This window comes from Rhizobium sp. CNPSo 3670 (genome assembly GCF_057784555.1).
This window is the reverse complement of the sequence record NZ_JBXSOL010000052.1, coordinates 1-23,385: the sequence shown is the minus strand read 5'-3', so window position 1 is coordinate 23,385 and position 23,385 is coordinate 1. Positions and strand designations below refer to the sequence as shown.

Sequence of the window (23,385 nt, the reverse complement as noted above, 5' to 3'; positions counted from 1 at the left end):
CTGGGGAGAAGAGATTTGCGGCGACCTCTCGACTCCCCCTTCTCCCCTCGGGGAGAAGGTGCCCGTAGGGCGGATGAGGGGGCTGCGGGACCGCACCATCACTATCTTCATGAAAAAAGGGCAGCACATCACTGCGCCGCCCTCTTCCTTAGCCGTTCCTTCCGAAAGCGCGCTCTCAGAACTCCGTCCAGTCCTCCTGAACCGCAACCGCAGCGCTCGCCTGTTTGCCGCCGAAGGCCTTGGTGACCTTGCTGGCGAGTGCGCGGGCCGGTGAGGCGATGGGGCGCGAGGCCGGCGTTGCGGCTGCCGTCCTCTGGACCGGAGCGGCAGGCTCGGTTCCGAGCTTGAACTGGCGCAGCAGCTCGTCCAGGGCGCTTGCTTCCTGGGCAAGCGCATGGCTTGCAGCGGTCTGCTGCTCGACCATCGCCGCATTCTGCTGCGTGCCCTGATCCATGTTGTTGACGGCGGTGTTGATCTCCTGCAGGCCGATCGACTGTTCGCGCGTGGCGGTGACGATCGCGTTGACGTTGCGGTTGATCTCCTGCACCTCGGCGACGATGGCTTCCAGCGCCTTACCGGTCTCGCCGACCAGCGTGACGCCGGTTTGCACATGCGTGCCGGAATTGGTGATCAGGTCCTTGATTTCCTTTGCAGCCTTGGCGGAACGCTGCGCCAGCTCGCGCACTTCCTGGGCGACGACTGCAAAGCCCTTGCCTGCCTCGCCGGCGCGTGCCGCTTCGACGCCGGCGTTCAGCGCCAGGAGGTTGGTCTGGAAGGCGATGTCGTCGATGACGCCGATGATGTTGGAGATTTCGCCGGAGGATTTTTCGATCTGCTGCATGGCCGAGACCGCCTTGCGGACGACATCGCCGGATTTTTCGGCGCCGAGGCGGGTGCGCTCGACGAGATTGCCGACATCCTCGGCGCGCTTGGCGCTGTCGCGCACCGTCGTCGTCACCTGCTCGAGCGCTGCAGCGGTCTCTTCGACGGCTGCCGCCTGCTGCTCGGTGCGATGGGCAAGATCGTCGGCGGCCGAGCGGATTTCGCCGGCGCCTGCATTGATCGCCGAGGCATTGCGGCCGACTGACTGAAGTGCCGCCTGCAGCTTTTCGACGGCGTGGTTGAAGTCGTTGCGCAGGCTGTCATATTGCGGCGCGAACGGCGTCTGGATGCGGGCAGCGACATCGCCGACGGCAAGGCCGGCAAGGCCACCGGCCAGAGCGTCGACGGCATAGCGGAGCTCGCCTTCTTCGCGCGCCTTCTGCTCATCGCTTGCCTGGCGCTGGCGCTCTGCATCGTCGCGCATGCGGTCGGTTTCCCCAGCAAGACGCAGCTTCTCGATCGCCGCCTGCTTGAAGACCAGGACCGACTTGGCCATGCGGCCGATCTCGTCGCCGCGTTCGACAGCCGGAACCTCGATATCGTTCTGGCCGCCGGCGAGCCGGTCCATGGCAGCGGTCATGCCGACGACCGGGCGGACGATGGTGCGCGACATCAGCCAGGCAAGAATGGCGGCGGCTAGCGAGGCGACGATGCCACCGGCAAGCAGCGTCGTCGTCAGATCGCTGTTGGCCTCGGCCCGGATCGCCGCGAGCGCATTCGACTTTTCGCGGGCGGTCGCCTTGATCTTGGCGGACGCCTGGCGGAAACCGTCGAGCTGACCCTTGGCGGCGTTGACGCCGATCTTGACGACCTCTTCGATCGGCATGTCGGTTTCCTTTCGCGCCTTGGTCTGCGGTTCGGCAAGTTCATGGAAATAAAGGTCGGCCGCCTTCTGCATGCCGTCGATCATCTCGACCAGCTGCGGCTCGCCGGCCGCGGTCTGCTTGGCGGCGGCGATTGCCTTCAGCATGCGCTCGCGATTGGCGAAGACGTCGCCATAGGTGCTGTCGCTGCGGAAGAGAATGAAGCCGCGCAGGTTGACCGCCTGCTCGAGCATGGCCTGCAGCGCATCGTCGATCTGGTTGACGAGCAGCTCCGATTTTTCCTGCTCGGCGGAGGCGGCCGCCGATGCCGTCGCCTTGGAATAGACGAAAGACGAAACGGACACGAAGATCAGAATGAGGGCTGCGAACGTGGCCGCAAGCTTCCCATTCAAGGATATGTTTTTAACAGACATCGGTGAGTTCTCCTGGCGACCGTCGGCGCGGCGAGAGACAGTCGCGCGCAAGGCGCAACCGCAGAGACTTGGAATTGGAAACATGATCGGCGGAAGACGCCTGCGCCTTCATGGCACGAAGCGGTTCGGACCAACCGCTGCAATCGTGCCGACCCTATGCGGACAGGCTTTAAATTTGTTTAAATCGCGGGTCGCAGGAATTGCCCTGCAACCGGCAGGAATAAAATGCTTGCAAGCGGCGGCTTTGCCGGTCATTCACAGCCGATGTCCGATCAAAACAGCCAACGCCTCGACCAGCTTCTCGTCTCCCGCGGCCTCTTTGCCAGCCGCTCTCGGGCGCGCGACGCCGTGCAGCGCGGCACGGTCCGGATCGCCGGTGAGGTGGTAACCAAGGCCGGCGCGCTCTTCGGCGACGATGCCGATATCGAGATCGACGACCCGGCACAGGCTTACGTCTCGCGCGCCGCCCTGAAGCTTGCGGCCGCTCTCGACCATTTCCGGCTCGATCCGGCCGGCCATCACTGTCTCGATATCGGCGCCTCCACCGGCGGCTTCACCGAAGTGCTGCTGCTCAGGGGCGCCCGGCACGTCACCGCAATCGATGTCGGCCATGGGCAGATGCATCCGCGGCTATCCGGCGATCCGCGGGTGACGAACCGCGAAGGCCTCAACGCCCGCAGTCTCAGCGCCGACGATATCGGCGAGCCCGCCACCTTCATCGTCTCCGATGTCTCCTTCATCTCGCTGAAGCTGGCGCTGGCTCCGGCGCTCGATCTCGCCGCGGCGGGTGCTGTCGCCGTGCTGCTGGTCAAGCCCCAGTTCGAGGCCGGGCGCGAGGCGATCGGCAAGGGCGGGCTATTGAAGGATCCCTCGTCTGCTCCGGCCGTCGCATCCGAATTGGAGCGCTGGTTCACCGAGGACATGGGCTGGAAAAGCCTCGGCCTCATCTCCTCCCCGATATCAGGCGGCGACGGCAATCGGGAATACCTTCTAGCAGGATTGAAACCGTGAGCACCGAAACCGTCACGATCGAAAAACTCGGCACTCAGGGCGACGGCATCGCAAGCGACGCCGGCGGGCCTGTCTACGTGCCCTTTTCCCTGCCTGGGGAAACCGTGGCGATCGCCCGCGTCAAGAGCCATGGCACGATCATGTCGATCGCAGCGCCCTCACCCGACCGGCAGGAGCCGCCCTGCCGGCATTTCGGTCCGGACGGCATCAACGGCACCTGCGGCGGCTGCACGCTGCAGCATCTGGCCGACGGCCCCTACCGCGCCTTCAAGCGCCAGCTGGTCATCGACGCGCTGAAATCCAAGGGGCTGACGCCTGAGGTCGGCGAAATCGTCCCGGCTCACCCGGGCGAGCGACGGCGCGTGGTGTTTGCGGCGCGCAGGACCGAGAAGGACATGCTGATCGGTTTCAATCAGGCCGAAAGCCACCACATCGTCGCCATCGAGGAATGTCCGATCTCGTCGCCGGGCATCGTCGCCCGGCTGCCGGCGATCAAGGCGATCGCCGCGTCGCTCGCGACCAGCGCCGAAGCCTTCCGGATCGCCGTGCTTGAAACGCTCTCTGGACTCGATGTAGCGGTCGACGAAATCAAGAAGCTCTCCGACCCGCAGCGGCGCAAGGCGATCGAGACGGTGCTGGCCTTGCGCGGCATTGCCCGCGTGACGGTGAATGGAGAAATCCTGGTCGAGCCATCGAAGCCGCTCCTCGATTTCGGCGGCGTCTCTGTTTCGCCGCCGTCGGGCGGCTTTGCCCAGGCGACCAAGCCGGCCGAAGAGGCGATGGCGGAACTGGTACTCGCCCATTCCGGCAAGGCGAAGCGGATCGCCGATCTCTTCGCCGGCGCCGGCACGTTTTCGCTCAGGCTGGCGCGGATCGGCCGCGTCCATGCCGTCGAAGCCGAGGCCAAGGCGCTCGCCGCCCTCGACCAGGCGGCCCGCAAAACCCAAGGCCTGAAACCGGTGACGGTCGAAAGGCGTGATCTCTTCCGACGTCCGCTGATGACGCAGGAGCTGAAGCCCTATGACATGGTCGTCTTCGATCCACCGCGCGCCGGCGCGGAGTTCCAGTGCAAGGAGCTCGCCCGTTCAGCAGTGAAAAAGATCTCGGCCGTCAGCTGCAATCCGCTGACGCTGGCGCGAGATCTGGCGATCCTCGTCGAGGGCGGCTACCGCATCACCGGGGTGACGCCGATCGACCAGTTCCTCTGGACTTCACATGTCGAGGTGGTGGCGACGCTGGAGAAGTAACCGGCGTCATTCGGCAATCGGAAACGCCCGCGGCGAGCGCGGGCATCTCCGATCATAACCTTTGTCAAGCTGCGCGGCGGACAGCCAAGGCTTCCTGGGCGCCGAGTCTGAACTGCGCCAGAAGCCGCATCAGTTTCGCGGCCTCCTGGGCAAGACCATGGCTGGCGGCCGTCTGTTCCTCGACCATGGCAGCATTTTGCTGGGTGCCCTGATCCATTGTGTTGACGGCAGTGTTGATCTCGGCGAGGCCCGTCGACTGTTCACGCGTGGCGATCACAATCGCCTCGACATGGCGGCTGATTTCCTGCACCTGCGCAACAATCGACTGCAGCGCCTTGCCGGTATCGCCGACGAGTGTGACGCCTGAACGAACCTGAGCATTCGAAGTCGTGATCAGACCTTCGATTTCCTTGGCGGCCTGGGCCGAACGCTGGGCCAGTTCGCGCACTTCCTGGGCAACGACGGCAAAACCCTTGCCGGCTTCACCAGCGCGTGCGGCTTCGACGCCAGCGTTGAGAGCCAGCAGGTTTGTCTGGAAGGCAATATCATCGATAACGCCGATGATGCTTGAGATCTTCTCCGAGGACTGTTGGATGCCGGTCATGGCATCGACGGCCCTGCTGACGATCTCGCCCGAATGTTCGGCGTCGTTGCGTGTGCGGCCAACCAGACTGCCGGCCTCTTCGGCGCGGCGAGCGGTATCCTTGACGGTCGTGGTGATCTCTTCCAGAGCGGCAGCCGTTTCCTCGACGGAGGCGGCCTGCTGTTCGGTGCGGCGGGCAAGACCGTCCGCGGCGGTACGGATTTCCGTCGCTCCAGCGTCGATTGCATGGGCATTGCTGCCGACGGCATGGAGGGCAGCGTCCAGCTTGGCGACGGAGGTGTTGTAGTCGCTGCGCAAGCGATCGAGGTGGGAGGCAAAAGGCGTATCGATGCGATGGGCAAGATTGCCTTCGGAAAGTGCTCCGAGCGCGCCAGCAAGCGCATCGACGGCCTCACGGATCTCCGCCGCCTCACGCGTTTTCTGCGCTTCCCGTTCCCGGCGCTCGCGTTCCGTCAGCGAACGGCCCTGCTCGGCTTCGTCTTCCAGGCGCTCCCGGTCGACGGCATTCGCTTTGAACACGGCAACGGCCTCCGCCATCGAGCCGATCTGATCACGGCGCTCCTCGCCTGGAATGATGGCGGAAAGATCACCGGCGGCAAGCTTCTGCATGGCAGCGGTCATCGCCGTGATTGGACGGATGACGAAGCCGTGCAGCAGCCATGCCATGGCGGCAATCATGATGCCGACGGCAAGGAGCGTGGCGACCAGGGCTGCGATGCGGAACTGGTTGAGCGTCGCGAAGGCTTTGTCGCTGTCGACCACGAAGCCGAGATACCATTTTACAGTCGGAAGACCTTCGACCGGAACGAAGGACACAAGCACCGGTTTGCCGGCAAATTCGGTTTCGGTGAGGCTGCCGCCGATCGTCGGCGTGATCGTCGGGAAGGCATCGGCCAGCGTCTTCGTTACCAGCTTCGCATCGGGGTGGATGAGAATTTGGCCGCTGTTATTAACGAGGAAAGCCTCGCCCTGCCCGCCAAGATTGATCTCCTTGATCATCTTGACCATGGTTTCCAGCGAGAAATCGCTGGCAGCAACGCCGGCGAGCTTGCCATCGCGGGAAACTGGAACGGCAGAGCTGATGATGAGATTGCCGCTGGATGCGTCAGTATAGGGTTCGGTCAGCACGGGGGCGTTTGCCTTTACGGCATCCTGATACCAGGGACGCTTGCGCGGATCGTAATTAGCCGGCAGGGGCAGGTCCGGCCACGACGTGAAGACGCCCTGCTCATCGCCGAGGTATGTGCTGACAAACTGGGTGGCGAGCACGTTGTTCTGCAGAACCTTGCGAACACCGTCACGATCGACTGCCTTGCCAACAGCATCACCGACCATGGCGGTCAAGATGACGCGCCCGTTCATCCAGTTGGCGAGGCTGTGGGCGGCCTGCTCGCCAGAGGATTTGATATTCGCTTCGATCGAAGCGGTGGTCACGCTACGCTGAACGTGATCGATGTAATAGGAAAAGGCGGCGAAAGCAGCTAGGACTACGACAGACGCTGCAACCAGGATGCGCGTCATCAAATTGGTCTTCTTTGTCATGCCATGCACTCCATCAAATAGATTCGGGGGCGCAACGGTTAAGCAAGCCGCGACATGGGCGGCGACACCGTTGGATGAATTTGAACAAGGGGGTCAAGCACATCATGCGCCCGGACGGCCGAGGGGATCCGTCGCGCTCTAGTTATTTAGCTTATACTTAAAAGGAGCTTAAAATCTCAGCAAAAACCATGAAATTATAGGGGCTCAACGTCGCATAAAAGCTTCGAAAGCGGCCCGCGCCTCTGCACTTTTCAGTCGGGCTGCGAAATGGCGAGCCTCTTCATCGATACGGGCGATAATTTCCTCCCGCGGACCGCGGACGAGCTCACGGGAGATGCGCAGCGCCTCGGGCGGCTTGGCGGCAAGGTTTGAGGCAGCGGCCAGTGCCTGTCGTTCAACCTCTTCCGGCGTCGTCACCTTCCAGACAAGCCCGGCCTCCCGTGCCTCCTCGGCGCTGAAGGCCTCTCCGGCAGCGAGCATGGCAAAAGCCCGCTGGTGGCCCATGATGCGCGGAGCAATCAAGCTCGACGCCGCTTCCGGCACCAGCGCCAGATCGACGAAGGGCGTGCGGAACTGGCTGCGGTCGGAAGCGATCGTCAGGTCGCAATGCAGGTTGAGGGTCATGCCGATGCCGATCGCCAAACCGTCTATCCCGGAGACCAGTGGCTTTTCGGATCTGACGAGCGCGTAGAGAAAATCGATCAGCTCCTCTCCCATGCTGCCGCCCATCGCGGCGGCCAGGAAATCGCCGATGTCGTTGCCGGCCGAAAAGCTGCCTTCGGTGCCAAGGAACACCGTCACCCTGATATTCGCGTCCGCATTGGCGGCATTCAGCGCATCGGTCATGGTGCGGTACATCGCCCGCGTAAAAGCATTCTTTTTTTCCGGCCGGTTGAAGCGGATGAGCTGGACGCCCGGATGGGCGGAAGGCTGCTCGACGACGATATGATCAGTCATGGGGATCTCCTCAGGCAAGCAGAATGCGGGCGGCGGCAAGGCTTGCCGCGCCGTTGACGATCCGGTCGCGAAGGGCAGCGGTCTCGGCAAGCAGATTTTCGGCGGCGAAGCGGCAGAGCGCGATACGGCCCTCGCCTTTGCCATCGCCGCTCTCGGCCAGGCCGCCCTTGGCAAGATAACAGCCGGTGAGCACCAGCCCGAACAGGCGCTGATAGGGCGTGGCGCCGGCGAGCGCTTCCGCGGTCCTGTCATCTGCCAGCGCCTTCAGAAGCCAGGTGGTGGCCTGCTCCAGGTCGGCGATGGCTGCATCGAGCCGCGCGGCCGTCTCGCCGAAACCATCGAAATTCGAGCGGCGGACATCGTCGGCGATCCCCTTCAATTCGGCGATGAAGCCCTTCACCTGATCGCCGCCGGAAAGCGGCAGCTTGCGGGTGACGAGATCGATCGCCTGAATGCCGTTGGTGCCCTCGTAGATCGGCGCAATACGAGCGTCGCGGAGATAACGCGCCGCACCCGTCTCCTCGATGAAGCCCATGCCCCCATGCACCTGGATGCCGAGCGAGGCGACCTCGACGCCGACATCGGTCGAGAAGGACTTGGCGATCGGTGTCAAAAGCGCGGCACGCTCCTGCCAATGGCGGCCGTCGGGTGCCCGGCGGGACATGTCGATCGCGTGGGCGCAGGCATAGGAGATGGCGCGCGAGCCCTGGGTCAGCGCCTTCATGGTCAGGAGCATGCGGGCGACATCGGGATGTTCAATGATCGGGCTCATGCCGGCGCCCGACCAGCCCGGGGCCTTGCCCTGCGTGCGTTCGCTTGCATAGGCCAGAGCCTTCTGAGTGGCGGCCTCGGCGATCGCCACGCCCTGCATGCCGACGGCGAGGCGCGCATTGTTCATCATCGTGAACATGCAGGCGAGCCCCTTGTTCTCCTCGCCGACCAGCCAGCCGATCGCTCCCTTTTCGTCGCCGAACCGGCCGTCGCCATAGATCATCGTGCAAGTCGGTGAACCATGGATGCCGAGCTTGTGCTCCAGCGCGTGGCAGAAGAGATCGTTGCGGGGCCCAAGCGAGCCGTCGTCGTTCACCAGGAATTTCGGCACCAGGAAGAGCGAGATGCCGCGCGTGCCGGCCGGTGCATCCGGCAGCCGCGCCAGCACCAGATGGATGATGTTGTCGGCAGCGTCGTGTTCGCCCCAGGTGATGAAGATCTTTTGACCCGATATGCGATAGCTGCCGTCGAGCCTGCGTTCGGCACGGGCTTTCAGGACGCCGAGATCGGATCCGGCATGCGGCTCGGTCAGGTTCATGGTGCCTGTCCACTCGCCCGACACCATCTTTGCCAGATATTTCTCCTTGAGCGCGGCGCTGCCATGGGTGCTGACCGCCTCGATGGCACCCATGGTCAGCGTCGGAGCGAGCGCAAAAGCCATGGATCCGGAATTCCACATTTCGAGAGCCGCGACATTCAGCATGTCAGGCAAGGCCTGGCCGCCGAAAGTCTCCGGCGCCGTCAGGCCGTTCCAGCCACCGGCAATCCAGCTGCGGTAGAGATCACGCCAGCCATCCGGCAGCCGGACCTCGCCATCGACGAGGCGGGCGCCCTGGCGGTCACCGATCTCGGCGAGAGGCGCCACCTCCTCTGTGGCAAAACGTCCCGCCTCGGCCAGGATGGCGTCGACGAGATCCTCGCCGAGATCGTCAAAAAGACCGTTCGACATCGCCTCGCCCATGCCGGCTACATGCTTCAATGTGAACGCGATTTCCTCAACGGGCGCCTTGTACATGCTTTCTCCTCCGTCGGGTGCCTGCACCTCATGCAAAGCCCTCCCCGGCAAGGGCTAGTTGATTTTTACGTAAACGTCAATTTTGATTCATATGACGCAGTGCGATAATTCCACCCGGCATGGCGCTTTCTTCTTGCACAGCCGCGCCCATGGACGGCATGGAGAACTGAAGACAAATATATCGCCCTCGCAAAGGATCGGCGACCGATGGATACATTGCCCGTCAACATACCCGGTTTCGTCTGGGCCTATCGTTTCTCGCCGGATGAAAAGACGGCGGTGCGGCTGACCAACACCGCGACGGTGGCGGATCTGATCGCCGAGAACTGTTTCTACTGGCTGCATCTCAACCTCGTCGACGCCCGTGTGCCGGCCCTGCTCGAGACGCTCGACGGACTGACGGAGGAGGCGAGATCGGCCTTGACGACGCATGACACGCATGCGGCGCTGACCGTTGACGAGCAGATGCTCTATGGCACGCTCGTCGATTGCCAGCGCGATTTCGACCAGGACACCAACAATCTCGGCTGGCTGCATTTCGCCATGTCGGATCGCTTCATCATCACCACAAGGCTGCAGCCGCTGCGCAGCGTCGAGCGCGCGCGCACGTTGATCGAGAAGAATCCAGGCAAATTCTCGCGACCGGTCGATCTCTTCGAACTGCTGGTGATCGAATTCCAGCGCACGCTGATCGCGATCGTCATCGAACTCACCGAGGAACTCAACCAGATCGAGGATATCGTCTACGATAATGCGCCGCGCGACGAGCGCCGGCGGCTGGCGCCGGTCCGGCGAACCGTGGTGCGGCTGCACCGGCATCTGCGCACCGTGCTGGCGTTGATGCGCCGCGCCGGGGCAGCCGACGAGGACGAAATGCCCTTCGGCTTCGACGATGTGGCCCGGCGGCTGACGAGCCGGCTGGAAACCGTCGACCACGATGTCTATGCCCTGCAGGACCGGGCCCGCCTGCTGCATGAAGAAATCGATTCGAAACTATCCTCAGAGACCAACCGCCACCTCTATCTTCTGTCGATCATGACCGCCTTCCTGCTGCCGCCGACGCTGGTGACGGGTTTCTTCGGCATGAACACCGCCAACCTGCCCTTCGCCGTCGGCGATTACGGCACGGAATACGCCGTCATCCTGATCATCGCCTCGATCGTCTTCGCCTGGTGGCTGCTGCGGCGGGTGGATATTCTTTGAGGGTGAAAGGTTCGGCGTGACTCTCGGAGTGCGAGCTCGCTCCTATTCCGTCAAACGTCGCGGTACTTGCCACAGAGCTCGCACAACGCTCCGGCATCCCAGGGCTTGACCTGGCTTGACTCGAGGATCCACGTAGGCCTCCTCCACCAGCACCGGGCATGGATCCTCGGCTCAAGGCGGCTCAAGGCCGAGGATGACGGAGGGTGGGTTAACGTTCTTGCCAATTCGCCGCCGACGCAGCGGATGGCGCGGCGTTGCAGCTATCGCATCATGCGGGACGCGGCCGCTCTCAGCATTGCGACGCTTCGTCCATCTGATCATGACCTCGGCGATGGCGGGCAATCCCGGAGATCGGTGCCCGCGTGATCAGCTGCTTCATGCCACCACCTCGCGCGGAACGGTTCTTGCACGGTTACTAATATGTTCACCGTGGGGAGGTCTAATGTCATGAAGTGGCACACACCTGGAGAATTCAGCCCGCTGATGCTCGTTGTGAACGGGCCGGAAAAATACAAGCTTGTCGCGAGCCTTTGGGAGGCGGCCCAGATGCTGACGGCTTGCTGGCCGTTCGACGACGGGGAAGAATATCTTACAGCAGTGAAGGCTTGCCGGGATGCGATCCACGGGGACCTTCCTGCTGAGGACGCACGGTACGCGCTTATCCGCGCCGCCAAGGAAGCAGGCATTCCGGTGATCACCGTCGTTCACTGAGTTGTTGCGCCGTTGCTTCGTGCCACGGCCCTCCGCTTCGCTCCACATGTTTGGCCCTTCCCCTCTTCCGTTTGCGGGAAAGGGGAAGGGCGACGGGCAGCCATTCGGGACCTATCAATAAGGCGAATAGCACTGCTGACGCGGGCCGTTATAAGGCTGGAAGGTGTTGTCGTAGGCGCGGTAGGACCGGTAGCGGTTCGCGCACCAGGCGACGTGAGCCGAACCCATGCGCGGCACGGGCGCGGCGTAGCGCGGAGCAGCAATGACCGCGCCGGCGCCGAAGGCGGCGAGCGGATACCAGTAGCCGTTATAGCGGCGATAGCCGGGGCGGTAGTAGGAATAGCCGCGATAGCCGCCATACCAGCCGGGGCGGTAGTAGGCGCCGGGGCGATAGCCGGGCCGGTAGTAGTCGCGGCGGTAAGGCCGATAATAATCGCGGTAGTATTGGACGTTCTCGACAGCCGAGTTTTTTTCAACCTGCGGCGCGGCCGGCATCTGTATTGCTTGCGACGGCACGAAGCCCGTCAGCACGACGGCGGCGGCCAATACCGCGGTCGCAATTTTGTTTCTCAGGCCGATCATTTCTTTCTCTCCATTCAGCAGCGATAACCGCTTGGTCTTGCAACGCTTTCGGGAGAAAATGGTTCCAAAAGCGGCCGGAACGGGCCGCTTTTGGATAAGCGGGGTCAACCGGCGCGCTCAGGCGACGGCGGAGATTTTCGCCGTTTCACCCTGCAGGCGGTTCACCATGAAGTTCGAATACCATTCGAGGAACTGCATGACGCCGCCCTCGTGCACGGCCGAATAGGGGCCGGGCTCATAGGCGGGCGAGTGGATGCCGAAGGCATTCTCTTCGACGATCCGGCGGTCCTGGTCGTTGGTCTCGGTCCACACGTGCGTCAGTTCCTCGAGATTGTAATCGACGCCTTCCACGGCGTCCTTGTGGACGAGCCACTTGGTCGTCACCGCCGTCTCGTTGGCGCTGAGCGGCAGCACTCGGAAGGAGATAGCGTGGTCGCCGAGCAGATGGTTCCACGTCGTCGGATAGTGGAAGAGCAGCATCGTGCCGATACGATTGATCGAGATGTCGTCGGAGATCCGGCGCTGCACGGCCGGCTTGCCCGACATGGTGTAGCTTTCGGCATCCTCGATCAGCGGCATGCGGGCGGTGCGGAACTGACCATCCGGCGAGATCTGGAACTTGCTCGGCAGGCCGGCGGCCTCGCAGCGCGCCCAATGGCCTGCAATCTCCGGATCGTCGGCGCCGCCGTCTGTGCCGGTGACGCTCGGGGCTTCCGGATAGGTGCGGCAGAGTTCCGGGTGATTGGCGGCGCAGTGGTAGCACTCGCGGTTGTTTTCCCAGACGAGCTTCCAGTTGCCCTTCTCGATGATCGTGCTCTGGAAAGCAACCTTGGTCTCGCCGATCCGGTGCGGCGCCATATAGGGCTCGATCGTGTCGCGCACCGGCTTGAAATCCGGGGCGACGTCGGCAAGGCAGATGAAAATATAGCCTGCGACGCTCTCGCAGTGGACGGGCTTCAGGTTGAAGCCGGTTTTGTCGAAATCGTCGCCCATGTGACGGGCAAAGGCAAGTTTGCCGTCGAGATCGTAAGTCCACTGATGATAGGGGCAGACGAGACGCACGGAAGAGCCGTGCTCCTTGGTGCAGACGCGCGAGCCGCGATGACGACAGCTGTTGTGGAAGGCGCGGATGACATTGTCACGGCCGCGGACTATGACGACCGGATAGGTGCCGATCTGGACGGTGAAATAGGCGCCCGGCTTCGGCAACTCGCAATCATGGCCCATGAACAGCCAGTCGCGATAGTAGATCATCTCCATGTCGAGTTTGAAATAATCCTCGTCGGTGTAGAACGGCTGTTCGAGGCTGAAGCCCTCGCGGCGGTTCTTGAGCTGACGTAAAACGTTGCTGCGAATATCCATCTTCATGTCCTCGTGCACCGGCTGCCGCCTTCAGCGGAAGGCTATGGAAGCGCGCCTGCTAACCTTCTCCTGCGGGAGAATTGTTCATGGCGCCATTTAATCACCTGGCATTCCCGCCGCTTGGTTGTAATGCGACATCGGCTTCGAAATTGACGACAGCAGGCGCGGAGGCTTCAAAACAGCCCCTCCCGGTCGACCCGATGTCCGACTCTGCAGGCAATTTTCGTCAATTGCGACATTGCGTAAAGACCGGATCGGCAAAGAAGGCGGCTCTCCGGTATCGGCGATTGTCGTATTTACGACATTGCCGGCTTCCGGCCGATGCGACGGCCGCATCTTAATGCTGCGTTAAGCATACGCTCTTATCCTGCTTTCGACCTCAGACCGACAAAGCATGTAGACCATGGCCAGACTCCGCTATTTCGACGCGAAAGAAGTAATCCGGCCGCAGGAGCGGCCACTGGTCGCCGCCCATTCCGAATTCCTGCGCACCGGCCGCATCCCCCGCGACCGGCGCCACTGGCTGGCCGAAGAAAGGCGCTACCTCACCCATGACGAGGTCGCCGCAAAGACCGGCCGCAAGCTGCAGGCGGCCGGCGAGAAGACGCATCAGCACATCAACGGCTTCCATCACTCGATCCAGTTTCCGAAGATGATCTTCCACCGGACGCTGGAGGACAGCCCGCATCTCGGCTATTGCCACGTCACCGCAGCGCGCACCAAATTCGCCCGCTACGAGGAGGTGAGCTGGGCTTTCTACATCGCCAATTTCTATTCCGAAATCGGCGACAACGACAACTTTTTCGAACGAATCGACGTCGGCTATTCGCGGATGTATTTTGCCGTCGCGATCAAGCCGGGCGAGGAGTCCTCCGAAAAGATGACGATCGACCGCTCTGTGCGCGGCAACGGACTGCTCTTTCGCACCCACGATCCGCAGGCAGCGATCCGCAACATCCTGCTACTCGGCGCCCGCAACGAACAGCTGCGCGAAATCATCCGGCAAATGTGAGCGAACAAGACGATTGATCGCCGGCGATGGAAAGCCTAATGACTGCCGGAGACGGACACGGGCAGCATATGGCACGCATCATCGACATCATGGCAGACAGGCAGGCGGCGCTCGAAGCGGCCTGTGCCGCTCTTTCCGACGGCTTTGCAATCGCCATGCCGACGGAGACCGTCTACGGCCTTGCGGCCGACGCCACCAATCCGGCAGCCATCACCCGCATCTACGAGAGCAAGGGACGGCCGCGCTTCAACCCGCTGATCTGCCATATGGCCGATCTCGATATGGCCGAACAACATGCCGAGTTCGACCCCGTGTCGCGGGCGCTCGCCGAAGCCTTCTGGCCCGGCCCGCTGACGCTCGTGCTGCCGCTGAGGCCCGCAAGCCCGATCCATGCGCTGGCGACCGCCGGTCTCGACAGCGTCGGCGTGCGCGTGCCCAAGGGCTTCGCCGGCGCCCTGATCGGCGCCTTCGGACGGCCGCTGGCAGCGCCGAGCGCCAATACGTCAGGCGCGATCAGCGCGACCAGTGCGGCCCATGTCGAAGCCGATCTCGGGGCGAGAATCCCATTGATCCTCGATGCGGGCCCAAGCGCCGTCGGCGTCGAATCGACCATCGTCAAGGCGGAGGGCGGCCGGCTGCGGCTGCTTCGGCCCGGCGGGCTGGCGGCGCGCGAGATCGAGCGCGTATCGGGCCAGCCGCTGCTGCGGGCGAAAAAGGCGTCGGCGGCAATCGAGGCGCCGGGCATGCTCGCCTCGCATTATGCGCCGGGCGCCAGCGTCCGCCTCAATGCGACCAAGGTGGAACCCGGCGAAGCGCTGATCGCCTTCGGCGGTGCCGCGGTCGAAGGCGCGCGCGCGGCACGCATCGTCCTCGATCTCAGCCCGCGCGGCGACCTGGCGGAAGCGGCGGCCAATCTTTTCGACTATATGAAGCGGGCCGATGCCAGCGGCGTGTCGAGCATCGCCTTCTCGCCCATTCCGGACGACGGGCTCGGCGAAGCCATCAACGACCGCCTGCAAAGGGCCGCCGCGCCCCGCGCGACTGACTGACCTGATAGAAGCGACAGAGGATCGACCTAATGAGCAGCCCCGGCATTTCCACCGATCTTCTCGACCGCTTCGCCGCGATCGTCGGCGAGAAATACGCCCTTCGCGGCGAGGCCGATCTGGCGCCGCATCTGATAGAAAACCGCGGGCTCTATCATGGCTCCTCCCCTCTCCTGCTGAAGCCCGGTTCGGTCGAGGAAGTCTCCGACATCATGAAGCTCGCGACCGAGACCAAAACGGCCATCGTGCCGCAGACCGGCAATACCGGCCTCGTCGGCGGCCAGACGCCACGTACGGGCGGGGCCGACATCATCCTGTCGCTCGAACGCATGACGAGGATCCGCGACGTCGATCCGGTGGCGAATGTGCTGGTCGCCGATGGCGGCGCGATCCTTGCCGATGTGCAGAAAGCGGCCGAGGCGCACGGGCGGCTCTTTCCGCTGTCGCTCGGCTCGGAAGGCTCCTGCCGCATCGGCGGCAATCTCTCCACCAATGCCGGCGGCACGGCCGTGCTTGCCTACGGCAACATGCGCCAGCTCTGCCTCGGCCTCGAAGTGGTGCTGCCGACCGGCGAGATCTGGGATGGTTTGCGCCGCCTGAAGAAGGACAATACCGGTTACGATCTGCGCGATCTCTTCATCGGCTCCGAAGGAACGCTCGGCATCATCACCGGCGCGGTGCTGAAGCTCTTTCCTCAGCCGCTCGGCCATCAGGTGGCGTTTGCCGGCCTCAATTCTATCGAGGATGCACTTGCCCTCTTCAACCTTGCGGCCAGCCTCTGCGGCACCTCGCTCACTGGTTTCGAACTGATGCCGCGGTTCGGCGTCGAGATCACCACGCGCCATATCGACGGCGTGCGCGACCCGCTGGAAGCAGCTTACCCCTGGTACGTGCTGATTGACATCTCGACCTCGGACTCGGCCGAGACGGCGGAGCGGATGATGAATGGCGTGCTGGAGCAGGGCTTCGAGGCCGGGCTGGTGCAGGATGCCGCGATCGCTGCATCCGTCGCCCAGCAGAAGGCGATCTGGCACATGCGCGAGAGCATGTCGGATGCGCAGAAGCCGGAAGGCGGTTCGATCAAGCACGACGTGTCCGTGCCGGTGTCGAAGATCCCGCATTTCATGGCCGAAGCGGAGAACGCCGTCATGGCGGCCATGCCAGGCGCCCGCATCTGCGCCTTCGGCCACATGGGCGACGGCAATATCCATTACAATATTTCCCAGCCGCTCGGTGCCGACAAAGCGGCCTTCATTGCCCGCTGGCGCGAAATGAACCATATCGTCCATGGGCTGGCGCTCGCCCATGGCGGCTCGATCTCGGCCGAACACGGCATCGGTCAGCTGAAGCGCGACGAACTGGCAGCGATCCGACCGCCGATCGAAATCGAGCTGATGCGCCGCATCAAGCGTGCTTTCGATCCGGCGGGCATTATGAATCCGGGAAAGGTCGTCAGTCTCGAGGTGTGAGGTCGGCGGTCAGGGCGCGCCCCATCATCCGGCGATTGGCAATGTAGCGGGGCGTCGTCGTGCGGCTGCTGGAAAGGCGCTTTCCTCTCCTCCCTCATTCCTGTGCTCGTCACAGGAATCCAGTGCGCCCAAGTCCTTGGACGCGGAAAACTTTTTGTCTGTGAGAGTCATTCACGGCGCCGACGCGCCGTGGCTGAATTCCTGTGACGAGCACAGGAATGAGGGAGAAGAGGGCGTGCCGTGCCCTCCATATGCCTTCGCTAGCGCTCAGTAGGGCAATCACCGACGCGAACCGCTATGCGCTTCCGCTCGAACCACCTTAAGCCTGCTGCGTGCCGCCGCCGGTCAGGATCTGCAGGGCCGGCGACTGCTGGGTGCTGTTCTGGACGTCGTACATCGCGGTGAAGCGCCGCAGCAGCTTGTCGACCTTCTTGGGATCCTGAAGATCCTCGAGCTTGACGAAACGCTTGATGAGATCGGCCTGTTTGGCGACGTCCATGCCCGATATCTGTGACGGCAGGCTGTAAGCCGTGGTAATGACCTGATAAAGCGCCTTGTCGCCAAGGAGCGAATAGATTGAGGTGATGCTGGAGGCTTTGCGGCTGAAATAGAGCGCCAGGCGGACGCCGTCGTTGGTTTCGCCTTGCTGGGTTTCCAGCGTCTGCTGCAGGTAGAGCTCCTGGGTATTGTCCTCGGCCGCCTTGTTCTGAATGGCGCCGATCTTGGCACGGGTCAGATTGCCGGCCTTGTCGAAGTTGAAGGCAGCGACGATATCCTTGAAGCGCGCATCGGCCTTGGTGTTGAGGTAGCTCTTCTTGTCGTCGGGATCGGAAGTGAAGATCTTCTTCAGCGTCGCCTTGTCGTAATCCTTCGGGTCGAGGTTGTTCGCCTTCAACACCAGATCGGTCAGGCGGCTGTCAGCGAGGAAATCGTCGAGCGACTGCACTTTCGCCATACCCTTGGCGAAATAATCCACCTCGGCGGTTGCGTCCTTCGATGCCTTGTCCTTTACCGGGCCGGCCTTCAGCAGCATGGTCACATGCGCCTTGTAGTCGGTGGCGTATTTGGCCATGGTCGCGTCGGGCAGCGCCTGGAGGGGTGCGGCCGCCTTGCCGTCGGGCCCGAAATTGAAGGCGCGGGCGAGATTGGTAATTCGCTCGTCCTTGAGCGAGGCGATATAGCCGTCCGGATCGTAGGCATCGCTCGTCAGGATCTTGCGCATCATCGAGCGCGGCACGTCCTGATCGGTCAACCCGAAGGCCTGCAGCGCGACATGATAGAGATCCGGCAGGTTGTCGTTGCTCCTGGTGAAATCGGCCGTTCGATTGGTGCGCAGGAAATCATTGACGGTCTTGACGTCGGAAAAGTTCAAGAGGCTGCTGCTGTCTGCCATCATGCTCTTGTAATTGTCGGCAACTTCTTCGATCGCCTCGTCGCGCTCGTCGTCATAGCGCGCCATATAGTTGTCGTTGGTGGTCTGCGCCTGATCTGCGGTCTGGATCGAGCTGACGACGGGAAGCGATCCGTCGGCGGCAAAATTGAAATCGGCATTGAGGTCGGAATAGCCGGCCGCGGCGGCAGCGGTCGCATCAGTCAGGATGCTCCTAAGATCGGCGTCCGTGATATCGAACGGCAGATTGTAGGTGCTCTTCAGGAAGTTGGTGATTGCAGGATCGGCGATGAGATCATCGACATTGGAGATCGTCGCCATCCGGGCGGAATAGTCGTCCGTGCGCGCCGTGGCGGCAATTTTCGTGTTGGTGATTTGGGCGGACGTCTGTGCCGCCATGCCGTCTTCGAGCGAACCGTCCGCCTTGAAGTTGAAGGCGGCAGCGACGTCGGCATAGGTGCCGGTGCCGCTCTGATCGGTCAGGATAGCGCGCAGATCGACATCGCTGACGGTCGAGGGGATGCCGTAAGCGTTGCGGATGAAATTATTCAGCCGCCGGTCGGCCAGCAGCTGGTCGACATTCGAGATGCCGGCGATGGTTGCCTGGTAATAGACGGCGGCATCGTCGGCCTTGCTTGCCGTGCTGGCGCTTTGCGCCGCGCTCTGGGTGGCATAGAGGGTCGCAACCGAGCCGTCCGTTTTGAAATTGAACAGATCGTGGACGTCGCTGTAGCCCTGGGCGCCGGCCGCCGAGGGATCGACGAGGAAGCTCCTCAGCGTTGCGTCGGAGACGCTGTCGGCGATCTGCATGCTGGTTCTGAGATAGCTGACGGCGACGGGATCGGACATGATGTCGTCGACATTGGTGACATTGCCGATCATGCTGTTGAAGTGCGTTGCGTTCGCCGCCGATTTGTCGGTGGTCGACTTGCGCTGCGCGTCGGTCTGAATCACCGACCCGTTGATCGAGCCGTCAGCCTGGAAGTTGAAGTCGGCATTGAGATCGGCATGCCCCTGGGCGGCGGCATAGGTCGAGTCCGTCAGAATGCTCTTCAGCTCGGCATTGCTGAAACTGCTGCCGAGGCCGTAAGCATCCTTGATGTAGCGTGCCAGAACGCTGTCGGCGAGCAGGTCGTCGACATTGGTGATGCTGCTCGACCGCGAGGTCACGCTATAATAGTTGGCGGTGCTTGCCGCCGCGTCCTTCAGCTTGTTCGACTGGGCGATCGTCTGTGCACGCGCCGTTGTCGATGTCGTGCCGTCGGCCTTGAAATTGAAGGCGTTGTAGACATTGGTGAAGCCCATCAGCTGGGCGTAGCCGGGGTCGGTCAACACCATGCGCAGCGCCGGCGCGGTGAAATCGGCGCCCATGCTGTAGGCTGTCTTGATATAGGACGTCAGACGACTGTCGGCGACGAGATCGTCAACATTGGTGATCGTGCCGATCTTGGCAGTGTAATAGGCCTGGTTGTATTCGGCCGCCGTCTTGCTGACATAGACGACATCGGAACCGACGGAATTGTCGATGATGACGGACTGGTTATTCAGCGTATAGGTCTCGATGATCGACGCCTTCTGCGTCGCGGTCTGGGCGCTGCCGTTGACCGTACCGTCGGCATTGAAGCTGAATTGGGCGGCAAGCGCCTTGTACTTGTCGCCGCCCTGCGCGTTCACGACGCTTGTCGGGTCGCTGAGATCGCTCGTCAGCACCTGCCGCAGGAAATCCTTCGAGGCATAGGTGGGATCGATCTTGAAGGCCTTCAGCACATAGGTGCGCAGCCGGGTGTTGTTGACCAGGTCGTCGACGGTCTGCACGCTGTCAATATTGTTGCTGTAATAGGTGCTCTCGGTGGCCGCCGCCTTGTCGGCATCGACGAAGGACTGCTTGTAGAGGCCGATGAGCTCGTCTTCCTGCGCGTCGGTCTGAACGTCCTTCTCGGGCGCATTGAAGTTGAAGGCGGCCGCGAACTCGCGGTAGCGCGTATCGGAGAGCTTGTTGGCGTAGCTGTTCGGGTCCGTGAGATCGCTTTCGAGCACCTTCTTCATGAAGGCCTTGGCATAGGTCATGTCCTCGAGACCATAGGCCTTCATCGCATAGCTGTAGAGCTTGTAGTCGCCGAGGAAATCGTCGACGTCTTTGACCTTGTTGATATTGTCCGCGTAATACTGGGCATCCTTCTTGACCGTCGCCTGCGAGGCGACCTTGTTCAAGCTCGACGTCATGTCCTTCGACAGGATCGTGTAAGCGAGGGAAGCCGTGATCATGAAAAGCGCCCTTTTCGGCAAAATCTCTAAAAGAACGACGAACTGCTGGTGCGTCCATTTTGCCACGCAAAGCTTACCCGAGACTTACCTTTCGACTGCGCCATTTCAGGTCAGCACACCGTTCACCTTCCGGAAACCCTGCCGGATTCGGTTTTGATAACCATCAGGGGAGGCAAAGTTTTCTTAACCGCAATTTTTAAGCAGTACGGAAGGGCGCCCGCCTATTGTCGGACATAGAGGACGAAAAGTCCCGAGGAGAAGACCGCAAACCGGCTCTCAGGTAAGACAAGGGTAGAATGAAATGAACAATCCCGTTTTGAAGCCCGCTTGGGCTGGCACGACGCTGCGTCTCGATCCGTCCCGCTTCCCGCAGCAGGTCAGCTACGCCATCCATGATTGTTCGGATGACGTCAGCATCACGATAGACGAACGCGGCGCAGTGCTGCGGAAAGTCCTTCCCTCCAGCGGTCTGCCGCTCTCGATTGCCCTGCCGAGGCGCGTCTTCAAGGGTGTCGCCGCCCGCGCCATCGACCATGGCGACGGCGAGGTAACCGTCACGCTCGAACTTCACCACGCCGACCCCGAGCTCTGCATTCCGCTGCTCGTTGCCCATGATCTCAGCGACATCGCCGCCGACTGGCGCAGCTGGTCGGAGGCCTTCCGCATTCCGATGCTGATGGTCGAGGCAGATGGCGTCGCCCGGCCGCTCGAAGACCATATCGGGGCGCTGCGCACCAGTGACCTCAAGCCGCGTCGCCGTCATTCCTACTTCGCCAATCGCCGTCCGCGCTTCCTCGTGCGTCGCACCACCGGGCAGCTGGGCGTCGCCATGAAGATCGAAGGCAAGGAAATCATCGCCCGCAACTGACCGAAATCGCGACTGTGCCATCTCGGCAGGAAGATCTGGAAGAAGCGAAACCCGGCCCTCGCGCCGGGTTTATCGTTTCACGAACCATTCCATTCAGGGAATGGCAAAGAGAAGCGAAAAGAACAGCCCGGCGAAAATGGTCAGGCCGACGCGGTTGTTCGACTTGAAGAGCGCCAGGCATTGGGCGGGATCGTTGATATCAAGGCGGATGATCTGCCAGGCGAACATGCCGGCCGCGCCGAACAAGGCCAGAAAGGCGATGAGATTGGCGCCGGCGAGCGCGAAAGCCGCAAACATCAGCACCAGCGTCAGCCCATAAAGGCCGATCAGCCATTGCCTCGTCTTATCGCCGAAGAGACGCGCGGTGGAGCGCACGCCGATCAGCTCGTCATCCTCCTTGTCCTGATGTGCATAGATGGTGTCGTAACCGATCGTCCAGGCGACGGAGGCGGCATAAAGCAGGATGGCGGCAAAGGAGAGGCCGCCCAGAATGCCGGCCCAGCCCATCAGCGCGCCCCAGGAAAAGGCAAGGCCGAGATAAAATTGCGGCCAGTCGGTGAAGCGCTTGGCATAGGGATAAAGTGCCACGATGCCGAGGGAAAGCAGGCCGAGAAAGACGGTGAACCAGTTGAACTGCAAGAGCACGAAGAGGCCGACCAGTGCCTGAATGCCGATGAAGATCTTCGCGCGGCCGCGGGTGACGCGGCCGGAGGGCAGCGGACGCGAACGGGTGCGCGCCACTTCCATGTCGATCTGGTGATCGACGAGATCGTTATAGGTGCAGCCGGCGCCGCGCATGGCGACGGCACCGATAAAATAGAGGAAAAGGTGGGACACCAGCAGGCTGCCGGAATAGAGCCCTTGGCCGATCGCCGCGTTGGAGGCGAGCGTGGCCGACCAGAAGCACGGCCACATCAAGAGCTCCCAGCCGATCGGGCGATCCCAGCGTGCAAGCTGCGCATAAGGCCAGAGCCATGGCGGCAGGGTCCGGTAAACCCAGTTATCGGAAGGTGCGTCGGAGACGCGATCGTTGAACTCGCCGGTATCTTGCATGCCATCCATCTAGCGGCGGGCTGGCGATCCGGTCAAGAAGCGATCGCGACGGCGCCAGAAGCGTGTCGCATCAAATCTGATTCCTGTGATGCGCTTTGGCTCTTTGTGATGCATGACGCCCGGAACCGCGGCACACTTCCGGGCGACATGATTTGATCACTGCAGAGAGAAATTGAACCTGTAGGTCGCCGAGACACCGATGAGCACCTGGTTCTTCGAGCCGCGCTGCCGCACGAGACTGCTGTCGGCCGCCGGACCCGCCAGTCGTTTGTATTCGAGGAAAGAACTGGCCGACAGGTTTTCCGTCGCCTTCCATGTCAGAGCCGCACCGGCGCCATAGGACTGGATGCCCGACGACGGCTTGTATTGATCAAGCCCGCTCGCCGCCGCCTGTTTGGCGTTGACGCCGTAATAGGCATCATAATAGCCGCTGGTGGCGAATGTCGCGCGCGGACCGCCTGACAGTTGCAGGTTGGGGGCGATATCGGTGAAGGCATCAACGGCGAGATCGGCAACGACGCCGTCATGCGAGCGGATGCCCTGGCGAACTTCGGCGCGGGCGCGCAGGAAATCGGTCGGATAAACTTCGACGAAGCCACCGGCTTCCGCTCCCCATTTGACCTTTTTCATGCCCTTCAGCTCGTGACCGTCGCCCTCATCGCGCGAAGGCACGAATATGCCGACGATGCCGGCTCGGAAGGTGCCATTATCCATGAGGGCCAAGGACGGATTGTCGTTGCGCGAGGAAAAGCGTGGAGCCGAGCCCTGCCGGCCGGCCGAAATCAGCGGGCTGAATCGGAATTCATAACGCCGTGAACCCTCGAATTTCGGCGCTGAAAAGCCGGCGACACCAACGCTCAGATACCAGTCGCCGGACCAGAAATGCTGGCCGCTTTCCTGCGCGGTGGCCGAACCAACGGATGAAAAAGCAATAAGAAAAGAAATCGATACGACTGATCGATGAGACACGTCTGCACTCCAGGAAACGCAAAAACAAAGCCGCGGAGAGCGGCGGCCGCTAGACTTATCCTGATGTCGTTACCCCAATGTTAACCACAGTGAAACTCATGAAACTCATGCCGTGCGGCCCCCTCATCCGCCCTACGGGCACCTTCTCCCGCTTGGGAGAAGAGGGGATTGAGACCTCGCGACACGTCC

At 62.2% G+C, this 23,385-nt stretch carries 17 protein-coding genes; 8 read left to right on the top strand and 9 right to left on the bottom strand.

Translation table 11 applies throughout. The features are described from left to right. Positions 1 to 175: 175 nt before the first annotated feature. On the bottom strand, positions 176 to 2,119 hold the full coding sequence (locus AC13QO_RS28260) for a methyl-accepting chemotaxis protein (protein ID WP_488542552.1): 1,944 nt from the start codon (positions 2,117 to 2,119) through the stop codon (positions 176 to 178). A 225-nt stretch (positions 2,120 to 2,344) separates the two neighbouring features. Here AC13QO_RS28260 and AC13QO_RS28255 point away from each other — a divergent pair, with 225 nt between their 5' ends. Both AC13QO_RS28255 and AC13QO_RS28250 read left to right on the top strand, forming a co-directional pair. Beyond that, the gene (locus AC13QO_RS28255) at positions 2,345 to 3,130 is read left to right on the top strand and encodes a TlyA family RNA methyltransferase (protein ID WP_488542551.1); all 786 of its coding nucleotides are present in this window, start codon (positions 2,345 to 2,347) and stop codon (positions 3,128 to 3,130) included. Continuing rightward, positions 3,127 to 4,377, top strand: a complete 1,251-nt coding sequence (locus AC13QO_RS28250; protein ID WP_488542550.1) for a class I SAM-dependent RNA methyltransferase — start codon at positions 3,127 to 3,129, stop codon at positions 4,375 to 4,377. Before AC13QO_RS28255 ends, AC13QO_RS28250 begins: the two co-directional genes overlap by 4 nt. A 64-nt stretch (positions 4,378 to 4,441) precedes the next feature. Here AC13QO_RS28250 and mcpU read toward each other — a convergent pair whose 3' ends face one another. The 3 genes from mcpU to AC13QO_RS28235 all read right to left on the bottom strand — a co-directional run bounded on the left by mcpU (position 4,442) and on the right by AC13QO_RS28235 (position 9,266). Next, a complete protein-coding gene (mcpU, locus tag AC13QO_RS28245; protein ID WP_488542549.1) occupies positions 4,442 to 6,523 on the bottom strand; it encodes a methyl-accepting chemotaxis protein McpU in 2,082 nt (693 codons plus the stop codon). Between the two features lie 204 nt (positions 6,524 to 6,727). Further along, positions 6,728 to 7,480 carry a crotonase/enoyl-CoA hydratase family protein gene (locus AC13QO_RS28240; RefSeq protein WP_488542548.1) on the bottom strand — a complete coding sequence of 251 codons (753 nt, stop codon included), beginning with the start codon at positions 7,478 to 7,480 and terminating at the stop codon, positions 6,728 to 6,730. Between the two features lie 10 nt (positions 7,481 to 7,490). Continuing rightward, entirely contained in the window at positions 7,491 to 9,266 is a 1,776-nt protein-coding gene (locus tag AC13QO_RS28235) for an acyl-CoA dehydrogenase family protein (RefSeq protein ID WP_488542547.1), read from the bottom strand. Between the two features lie 207 nt (positions 9,267 to 9,473). Between AC13QO_RS28235 and AC13QO_RS28230 the strand changes: the two genes are divergently transcribed. Both AC13QO_RS28230 and AC13QO_RS28225 read left to right on the top strand, forming a co-directional pair. Beyond that, on the top strand, positions 9,474 to 10,469 hold the full coding sequence (locus AC13QO_RS28230; RefSeq protein ID WP_488542546.1) for a transporter: 996 nt from the start codon (positions 9,474 to 9,476) through the stop codon (positions 10,467 to 10,469). A gap of 447 nt (positions 10,470 to 10,916) precedes the next feature. Further along, positions 10,917 to 11,180, top strand: coding sequence for a DUF982 domain-containing protein (locus AC13QO_RS28225; RefSeq protein WP_285194702.1), 264 nt, complete (start codon positions 10,917 to 10,919; stop codon positions 11,178 to 11,180). 114 nt (positions 11,181 to 11,294) lie between these two features. Here the strand turns inward: AC13QO_RS28225 and AC13QO_RS28220 are convergent, their stop codons facing one another. Both AC13QO_RS28220 and AC13QO_RS28215 read right to left on the bottom strand, forming a co-directional pair. Further along, positions 11,295 to 11,762 carry a BA14K family protein gene (locus AC13QO_RS28220; protein ID WP_488542545.1) on the bottom strand — a complete coding sequence of 156 codons (468 nt, stop codon included), beginning with the start codon at positions 11,760 to 11,762 and terminating at the stop codon, positions 11,295 to 11,297. Between the two features lie 117 nt (positions 11,763 to 11,879). Further along, entirely contained in the window at positions 11,880 to 13,124 is a 1,245-nt protein-coding gene (locus AC13QO_RS28215) for an aromatic ring-hydroxylating oxygenase subunit alpha (protein WP_085779976.1), read from the bottom strand. Positions 13,125 to 13,527: 403 nt separating this feature from the next. On the opposite strand from AC13QO_RS28215, the gene AC13QO_RS28210 reads away from it, so the two are divergent. From AC13QO_RS28210 to AC13QO_RS28200, 3 genes are all read left to right on the top strand, one after another. Further along, on the top strand, positions 13,528 to 14,136 hold the full coding sequence (locus tag AC13QO_RS28210) for a DUF6656 family protein (RefSeq protein WP_488542544.1): 609 nt from the start codon (positions 13,528 to 13,530) through the stop codon (positions 14,134 to 14,136). A 68-nt stretch (positions 14,137 to 14,204) separates the two neighbouring features. Then, entirely contained in the window at positions 14,205 to 15,185 is a 981-nt protein-coding gene (locus AC13QO_RS28205) for an L-threonylcarbamoyladenylate synthase (RefSeq protein WP_488542553.1), read from the top strand. A 29-nt stretch (positions 15,186 to 15,214) separates the two neighbouring features. Beyond that, positions 15,215 to 16,651 carry an FAD-binding oxidoreductase gene (locus tag AC13QO_RS28200; RefSeq protein ID WP_488542543.1) on the top strand — a complete coding sequence of 479 codons (1,437 nt, stop codon included), beginning with the start codon at positions 15,215 to 15,217 and terminating at the stop codon, positions 16,649 to 16,651. Between the two features lie 319 nt (positions 16,652 to 16,970). Here the strand turns inward: AC13QO_RS28200 and AC13QO_RS28195 are convergent, their stop codons facing one another. Next, positions 16,971 to 20,306, bottom strand: a complete 3,336-nt coding sequence (locus AC13QO_RS28195; RefSeq protein WP_488542542.1) for a DUF1217 domain-containing protein — start codon at positions 20,304 to 20,306, stop codon at positions 16,971 to 16,973. A 301-nt stretch (positions 20,307 to 20,607) separates the two neighbouring features. Here AC13QO_RS28195 and AC13QO_RS28190 point away from each other — a divergent pair, with 301 nt between their 5' ends. Then, on the top strand, positions 20,608 to 21,174 hold the full coding sequence (locus AC13QO_RS28190; RefSeq protein ID WP_488542541.1) for a DUF6101 family protein: 567 nt from the start codon (positions 20,608 to 20,610) through the stop codon (positions 21,172 to 21,174). 93 nt (positions 21,175 to 21,267) lie between these two features. On the opposite strand, the gene ubiA is transcribed toward AC13QO_RS28190, so the two are convergent. Both ubiA and AC13QO_RS28180 read right to left on the bottom strand, forming a co-directional pair. Next, complete coding sequence (gene ubiA / locus AC13QO_RS28185; protein ID WP_488542540.1) at positions 21,268 to 22,227, bottom strand: 4-hydroxybenzoate octaprenyltransferase; 960 nt, start codon at positions 22,225 to 22,227, stop codon at positions 21,268 to 21,270. A 156-nt stretch (positions 22,228 to 22,383) separates the two neighbouring features. Further along, positions 22,384 to 23,196 (bottom strand): MipA/OmpV family protein, encoded by an 813-nt coding sequence (locus tag AC13QO_RS28180; RefSeq protein ID WP_488542539.1) that lies wholly within the window; start codon positions 23,194 to 23,196, stop codon positions 22,384 to 22,386. Positions 23,197 to 23,385: the final 189 nt, after the last annotated feature.